This window comes from Ruminococcus sp. AM31-15AC (assembly GCF_003462045.1).
Classification (GTDB): domain Bacteria; phylum Bacillota; class Clostridia; order Oscillospirales; family Ruminococcaceae; genus Hominimerdicola; species Hominimerdicola aceti.
Genome location: NZ_QTYG01000032.1, coordinates 25,917 through 32,810, shown reverse-complemented (window position 1 = coordinate 32,810; position 6,894 = coordinate 25,917). Strand labels below are relative to the sequence as shown.

Genomic DNA, 6,894 nt, shown 5'->3' with positions numbered 1-6,894 from the left:
TCGCTGCCTGGAGCTGCTGTGCGATAGTAAGTGACTCTCCCGGTGTACGTGAGCCTGCACCTGTGTCTATTTCCCCGATCCGCGCCTTTTGCACCCATGTCCCCAGCGTCCCTTTGGGGATGCACAGCTCATCTGCTGCTGCCTTGGTGCCAATCTCCTTTGCGAGCTTTATTGCCTGCTTTTTAAACTCTTCATCATATTGTTTTCCTGTTCCCATTGATGACACACTCCTTTGTTTTTATTATACTTTGATTGTTTTTTATGTGTCAAGTTTTATTATACAGGATTATTAACATTTCGATCTGATTCAGAGTTTCGTCCTCGTCATCGGAGCGTGTAAGCTTTTTCAGATCTGTTTGCAGCTTATTGATTTTTGCCGTAAGCTCCGTAGTCTGCTCAATGTATTTAGCCTCGTCCAGAAATCCTTTTGTTTTCAGCCTTGCGAGGACGTGAGTTTGTTCACGAAGCTTGGCGATTTCTTTGTGAATGTCCATCACCTGAGTTTTGCCGCTGAATTTTCTGAGCTTCAAATCCTGCAATGCTGTTTGCAGCGGTATAAGAACAGTTTTGTAATTGTACAGCAGTTTATTGCATAATCTCACAAATGCTGCATAAATTTTGATATCGGCGATTCGTCCATTGGAACAATCGCTTGCTTTGTTATTATGGGTCCGGCATGTCCAAAATACAGAGTTTTTACTGCTAACACATTTATATGTTGCACCGCATTTACTGCATAAAATTCTTTTAGATAAAAAATGATTGTTATTGATATACTCTCTGTGTCTTTTATTCAACAACTCCTGTACTGAATAAAATATATCTTTATCAATGATTGGCGTATTTACGGACTGAACATAATACTTGGGCTTTTCTCCACGATTACGTTTTTGCATGGTTGGAAGCGTCTCAGTTCTGTATTTTTTCTGAAAAAGCGCATCACCAATATATCTTTCATTAGAAAGAACATACTTTACACTTGATGCGTGCCACCGTTCAGCTGTTTGACTGCTCGGAACAGCCATGCTATTAAGCGTATCAGCAATTGCTTGCAAACCATAGCCCTCATTGTACCAGTTAAAAATTTGTTTTACAATTTTAGCCTGTTCCTCATTTACAACAAGCGTGTCATTTTGAACGGTATATCCAAATGGGGGACATGAGTTTCTATATGTTCCATTTTGCATTCTCTTTTTAATACTCCACCGCATATTCTGTGAAATCGAAGTGGATTCCTCCTGCGCCAGACCGCCCATAATGGTGATCATCATTTCATCGGTCAGATTAGCGGTATCGATATTTTCTTTCTCGAAAAATATTGTAATGCCAAGCGATTTAAGCTCTCTGACGCTTTTCAGACAATCCCTTGTATTTCGGGAAAATCGGCTGATGGACTTAGTGTAAATCCTATCGATCTTACCTCTGCGGCAATCCTTTAGCATACGCTGAAACTCGTCGCGCTTGTCCTCTCGGGTTCCGGTGATACCCTCGTCGGCATATATGTCGATCAGTTCTTCAGTTTCTGAGTTCTCAAAAACTTGGCTGTAGTACCTTGTTTGTGCCATAAAGGAATTAAGCTGATCGTTGGAATCGCTTGATACTCGGCAATAGGCGGCACAACGGATTTTTATATTTTGTTCTTCTGTTATTGTCGGCTGTATCACCGTTACTGTAGGCATTTCCTCACACTCCTTTACTTTTTACCAACAAGGATACCACAAATCTTTTTAGAATGGTATCACCAAACCCAACGAAATTATTCGTCCGAACCTGTGCAGTTTTCATGCTTATCCGCTTGTCCGGCTGCTGTGCAGAGACACATTGTGATTACTCCACCTGTACCGCCTACAAGCAAGCCAATTAAAAAGCCTACTAACATCCCAATCCCTCCTACGCTGCATCCCTTGAAGACGGGAACTGACTGTATATATCTTCAGTATTCTTGTTATTGAAATTCTGTTTTTCGGCAGTTTCAAGAATTTCATCAAGCTTATCTGCAAATACTTTTGCCATAAAATCGCTGTATTCTGCCTGTCCGAATTTAGTCATCAAAATCAACTCCAATACTTATTTTCATCGCTTTTTCTACTTTTTCCATAAGTTCAAAATCAACTGAACCCATGTAACTTTTCAGTCGGTACCTGTCTATCGTCCTTATCTGTTCCGCAAGAACCACCGAGTCTTTTGGCAATGTTTTTGAACCGCAGATATGAATATGAGTGGGAAGATAGTGCTTTTTAGCCGTTGAAATCGGCAGAACTACCAGAGTAGGACTATACTTATTTCCCACATTATTCTGTACGACCAGCACAGGACGAATGCCGCCTTGCTCCGAACCGACAACGGGATTTAGGTCTGCGTAAAATATATCGCCACGTTTAATCAGCATTTTCATTCACCTTTTTCTTTGGGACTTCAAAGCCTTTCTTATTCCTCACGCAGTTATGAAGCGGACAGAACAGCACGTCTGTATCCCTGACATACCACACACAGCCGTAGCATGGATGGTATGTAGGCAGAATGCATATAGCAGGAGGGACCTTGACTCCGTAATATCCTTTTATATGCCTTGGTTTTTCTTTTATATTTTCCATTGTTTTTTCACCTCAAAAATTAGTTTAAGTATTATGTAAAACGCGGTCTGCATTTTACGCAAACCGCCGTAATAATTCGTTTTGCCTTTGCGTGATATTTATCCCCGATACCCGTCACGCACGGAACTCTGCAAGCTGCGGTCAGCTTAACCGCATCATGGGACTCTCACCCGCTCTATCAGCCCTCACTGGGAAGTATCATTATCCTCACACGTTTCATTGCCGACTTTGAAAGCTATTCAAAGGTCTGAACGTCATAGTTATCGCTCACTCGTTTGAGGTCTTGGCGTATGGTTCATATGGCTGCCGAGATTTCATACCGACCGTGTAATTAACGTACTTGCAGAGTTGATATTCTATTGTCAAGATTCTGTCGGGCAAGTTCATCGAACTATTTGTATCGATTTTTCCCTTCACTATTTACTGGCAACGAAATCGCAAAACTACAGGGATTTATTTCTCATTTTTCATTATTTTCAGCATTTTCACTAAAATTCTATTGCATTTTTCGTTCATTGTTTGTTGTGATATGCCATACTCTCTGGCAAGTTTGCTCTGACTTTTCCTTTTCCAAAATATTTGATAGATAATTTTCTGTTCATATGGCTTAAGCTTTTCCATAGCCCTTCTGAGCTTTTCCAAATCATGTTCCAAGCTTAACTGCTCCAATACACGTTCCTCAAGCGGAACAACCGTACTGTCCTTGAGAATTTTCTGCTCGGAATTTCCGCCGTATGTATACTGCTCCAACGAGACAGGTATAACTTTCTTCCAGTTTTTATCCTTTTGCGTATACTCATCGTGATCCTTTTTGGAAAAGTGATCCGTATACTGGCTTTCCTCACATTCCAGAACGCTGTCGCCGAAGCTGATAAACCAGCGGTTTTCATCTTCCTTGGCTTTGAGGTATTCTTCCTCTGTAAATTCGGAATATTTTTCGCTTCCGCCGTTTCTGTTGTATTCAAAATATTTTGTTTTCATTGTAAGTCCTCCGTTTTGATTTTTCTTGTTTGAATCAAAACGAAGGCTTACGGATATTTAGCGGTTATACACAGCCACTTTACTGTATAAAACATAATTGTCCTTTCTCCCGATACTTCGGTATAAGGACACAAAAAACGGAGTCTGCATTCAGCACACAGACTCCATTTTGCCTGAAAAAAGGCGCACTAAAGAAAGGGTACTGAATATGCTGCTTTGCATTTTGCAAAACGACCATATTTTGTATCCTCAGCCCTAATGCATATCAGGCGTTGAATATTGATCTAATAAAAAAAGCCGTCGACAAGACAAACTCCTTTCGGAATCTATCCTGCCGACGGCCTCTCATGTTAATTGACATTAGTCAATAGGTTTGGATAAACCAATCGGTGATCAAAGTATGTGACCCTGATAAAGGATTTACACGCAGCGCTGTTTCAGCCCGACCTTACCGTCTACACACCGTATTTTGTTTTAATATTCGCTGATATTTTCAAATATCTCGATAATATCGTGATGCCTGCCTTTTTGCTTTCTCAGCATTGTTATATGACAGCGTTTGCATTCAACTCTGGTAATATTGCTTTTGTTAGGATATCCCGCTGCTATTTCTCCGCAGTTCGGACAATGCCAGCGTTGAAGACGAGCGAATACGTTCATACCGCCCGGTTCATCTTCCCCTGCAGTTTTATATATTTTCATTCTTATCTCCATATTCTTATTAAAGATTTTTTATGACATTTACAGCGACGCCCTGAATGATACAGTTATCCACGTAGATATCATCCATTTCGCTGTTTTCGGGATGAAGACGTATTCTGTGATTTTCCGGGTAAAAACGCTTAAGCGTAGCTTCATCATCAATAAGAGCGACCACTATATCGCCGGGTTCAGCACAGTTCTGCTGTCGGATAAGCACCAGATCACCGTAATCTATCCCTGCCTCAATCATGGAATCGCCGTTGGCTCTGAGAAGAAAAAAGTCGCCTCTGCCAAACAAAGAAACCGGAAGTCTTACGTATTCTTCGATATTTTCTTCTGCGAACTTCGGAAGGCCGCAGGAGATTGAACCAAGAACAGGAATTTCTACAGTTTCGGAAAGCGTTTGCTTCCGGCGTTTTGTAACAATACTGCGATGGCCGCCATAGTCCAGTTCTCCGTTTGCTTTCATTTCCTGCATATAGCGGCAAATGGTAGCGTCAGACAGTTCTGTACCGACTGATATTTCCTTTATGCTTGGCGATGAGCGTAATTTGCCGTATAATCGTCTATAAAAGCTATAATTCTTTTGAAATATTCGGGATTCTTGTGACGCATTTTTATATGCCTCTCTAACTGTAATATTCATTTCGTTATGCATATATTATAACTCCTATTGAATTTGATGTCAATAGATAAAAAAAGAGGTGCACAATTACTTATGCACCTTGAACACACTTTCTCCCATTTGCACAAATCGGTCAACTGCTTCTTGTGGAGATTGTATACATATTTCACCCCGATACTGAAATACCCAAGCATAAAACGTAGGACTCAGCTCGACATTTATCTTTACAGTGAAAAAATGTTTATCGCAGCTATGTGTTTCTATATCATCGCCGAACTTATCTATTATTGCTTTCATATGTTTGTTTTTACATTTCAGCGTAACGGTCTCAAGTTCTCCGCTGAACATTTTAAAGGTTTGAGCTATAAAGTCTTTCAGCACAAAATCTTTCGGACACGGTATTGCAATGCTTTCCATAATGGATATATTCGCTAATCTGTCTATTCGGAAAACCGTTATATCCTTATGCTTTTCACAATACCCCACCAAATAATACCTGTCATCATTCCACACGGCGGCATAAGGACTGACCGTATATGTATATCCGTTATGCTTTAAAACCTTTTCTCTTTTTTCGTTATATTCGTAATATTGAAACCGGATTTTCCTGCACTGTGTAATAGCTGTATTTATAGCGTCGGCATAATATATGCTTTTATTGTCCGCTTTATTTTCGTTCGGCTGCTGAATTAAACTCTTTATCTCATTCTTTTGATAAACACTTAACTGTGAAAACAGCTTGTCTATAAGCTCTGCTGATTTTTCTTCCGAAATAAACTGTGCTGCGTTTGCGGCGTCGCAGAGCATTTTTTATTTCTGCGGACTCCAATCCTCTGCTTCCGATAAAATATTTATTCTGTGTACTTTTATCGCAGATAACATCATAGCCTGCGTTTCTTAACCTTTCGATATCCGCAGGAATAGTATTTCTGTGAGCTGCCACGCCTTGCTCTGCAAGTTTTTCAATAAGCTGATTTGTTGTCAACTTATGATTTTCGTCTGTTTGTTTTATGAGGATTTGGAGCAAAGCCAGAAGCTTATTCATATTTCACCTACTCAAAAGTATTCCGTAAATGTCGTCGATATTAATTCTTTTTCCGCTGACAAACACTATCGTGCGTTCATATTCGTCAATTATTCTGACCCTGTCGTTCAGAGTCACATAAGCACCTCCGGATTTCTTTTCGTCCGAAATAAAATATTCTACCGTGATTTCGGGCTTAACGTCAATATTATCTTTTATATATTGAAGTTTTGCGTTAATATCATATATTCTATCTTCATCAAGTTCAATCTTTTCATCTGTAAGCCTTGCAGTTTCCTTGATCTCGGAATCATAGCCTGTAAGAGCCGCAAACGGGGAGAACTGGGATGCACGGTTTTCCCGAGACATTCTCGGATGTTTGCTTGAGGTATGGTGAGGAAGATTGATTATATCCGCATAGCGGCTATCTTTTTCATTATTATCATGCATATTTTTCATCTCTAAAATCAGATTTTGATGTTCTTTTTAAGCCCTTGTTTTAATAATTCATCTTGAACTTTTAATACTTTTTTCTCAATATCTTTAATCTGCCTATCACTGGTATCTAATTGAGTTAGCGGTTTATTGTCCTTAATAGCACCTAATTCTAATTCTTTATATTGCCCACATCCCAGAACACTTTTCTTATCGTCAATCGTTTCTACGACACTAAACTTCAGAATAAAATCATCATTTTCTATATCATCTTTTTCCAATCCAAAGTAACTTGGATTCTCACAGAGAGAGTATAAATGCACGCCGCATCTTGATGCGATCCATACGGATTCACCTATATATAGGCAAACTTTATTTTTGGTTATTCTATTTTCAAGCTCAATCATATATACGCCTGCACCGACAGCGCGTGTATCCATTCCATTATTTGTTTCAAAAAAATCTATTCTCATTTTGTATTTATCCAGCACCTTTCATAATATAACTTTTCAAATCCTGAATTTACTACTTAA

The 6,894-nt window shown here is 39.5% G+C and carries 13 protein-coding genes; all 13 read right to left on the bottom strand.

Annotated elements, in window-relative coordinates:
- The coding region (locus DW793_RS09745; protein WP_147342188.1) for a transposase at positions 1 to 217 on the bottom strand (217 nt) is incomplete at its 3' end.
- 49 nt (positions 218 to 266) lie between these two features.
- Entirely contained in the window at positions 267 to 1,679 is a 1,413-nt protein-coding gene (locus DW793_RS09740; protein ID WP_118157853.1) for a recombinase family protein, read from the bottom strand.
- Between the two features lie 77 nt (positions 1,680 to 1,756).
- Positions 1,757 to 1,879 carry a DUF3789 domain-containing protein gene (locus DW793_RS09735; protein WP_117865054.1) on the bottom strand — a complete coding sequence of 41 codons (123 nt, stop codon included), beginning with the start codon at positions 1,877 to 1,879 and terminating at the stop codon, positions 1,757 to 1,759.
- Positions 1,880 to 1,890: 11 nt separating this feature from the next.
- Complete coding sequence (locus tag DW793_RS14655) at positions 1,891 to 2,049, bottom strand: hypothetical protein (protein ID WP_181984390.1); 159 nt, start codon at positions 2,047 to 2,049, stop codon at positions 1,891 to 1,893.
- The gene (locus tag DW793_RS09730) at positions 2,042 to 2,389 is read right to left on the bottom strand and encodes a type II toxin-antitoxin system PemK/MazF family toxin (protein ID WP_117865052.1); all 348 of its coding nucleotides are present in this window, start codon (positions 2,387 to 2,389) and stop codon (positions 2,042 to 2,044) included. Before DW793_RS09730 ends, DW793_RS14655 begins: the two co-directional genes overlap by 8 nt.
- Positions 2,379 to 2,594: a hypothetical protein gene (locus DW793_RS09725; RefSeq protein WP_117938850.1), complete on the bottom strand. Its 216-nt coding sequence runs from the start codon at positions 2,592 to 2,594 to the stop codon at positions 2,379 to 2,381. The genes DW793_RS09730 and DW793_RS09725 overlap by 11 nt, the downstream gene beginning before the upstream one ends.
- A 453-nt stretch (positions 2,595 to 3,047) precedes the next feature.
- Positions 3,048 to 3,575 carry a sigma factor-like helix-turn-helix DNA-binding protein gene (locus DW793_RS09720; RefSeq protein ID WP_117865048.1) on the bottom strand — a complete coding sequence of 176 codons (528 nt, stop codon included), beginning with the start codon at positions 3,573 to 3,575 and terminating at the stop codon, positions 3,048 to 3,050.
- A 474-nt stretch (positions 3,576 to 4,049) separates the two neighbouring features.
- A complete protein-coding gene (locus tag DW793_RS09715) occupies positions 4,050 to 4,277 on the bottom strand; it encodes a hypothetical protein (protein ID WP_242991976.1) in 228 nt (75 codons plus the stop codon).
- A gap of 19 nt (positions 4,278 to 4,296) precedes the next feature.
- Positions 4,297 to 4,935 carry a transcriptional repressor LexA gene (gene lexA / locus DW793_RS09710; RefSeq protein ID WP_252969822.1) on the bottom strand — a complete coding sequence of 213 codons (639 nt, stop codon included), beginning with the start codon at positions 4,933 to 4,935 and terminating at the stop codon, positions 4,297 to 4,299.
- Positions 4,936 to 4,989: 54 nt separating this feature from the next.
- Positions 4,990 to 5,709: a helix-turn-helix transcriptional regulator gene (locus DW793_RS09705; protein ID WP_118157851.1), complete on the bottom strand. Its 720-nt coding sequence runs from the start codon at positions 5,707 to 5,709 to the stop codon at positions 4,990 to 4,992.
- The gene (locus DW793_RS14465) at positions 5,606 to 5,947 is read right to left on the bottom strand and encodes a hypothetical protein (protein WP_147342187.1); all 342 of its coding nucleotides are present in this window, start codon (positions 5,945 to 5,947) and stop codon (positions 5,606 to 5,608) included. The genes DW793_RS09705 and DW793_RS14465 overlap by 104 nt, the downstream gene beginning before the upstream one ends.
- Positions 5,948 to 5,950: 3 nt before the next feature.
- Positions 5,951 to 6,376, bottom strand: a complete 426-nt coding sequence (locus DW793_RS09700) for a hypothetical protein (protein WP_117865041.1) — start codon at positions 6,374 to 6,376, stop codon at positions 5,951 to 5,953.
- Between the two features lie 17 nt (positions 6,377 to 6,393).
- Positions 6,394 to 6,834: a hypothetical protein gene (locus DW793_RS09695; RefSeq protein ID WP_117865039.1), complete on the bottom strand. Its 441-nt coding sequence runs from the start codon at positions 6,832 to 6,834 to the stop codon at positions 6,394 to 6,396.
- Positions 6,835 to 6,894: the final 60 nt, after the last annotated feature.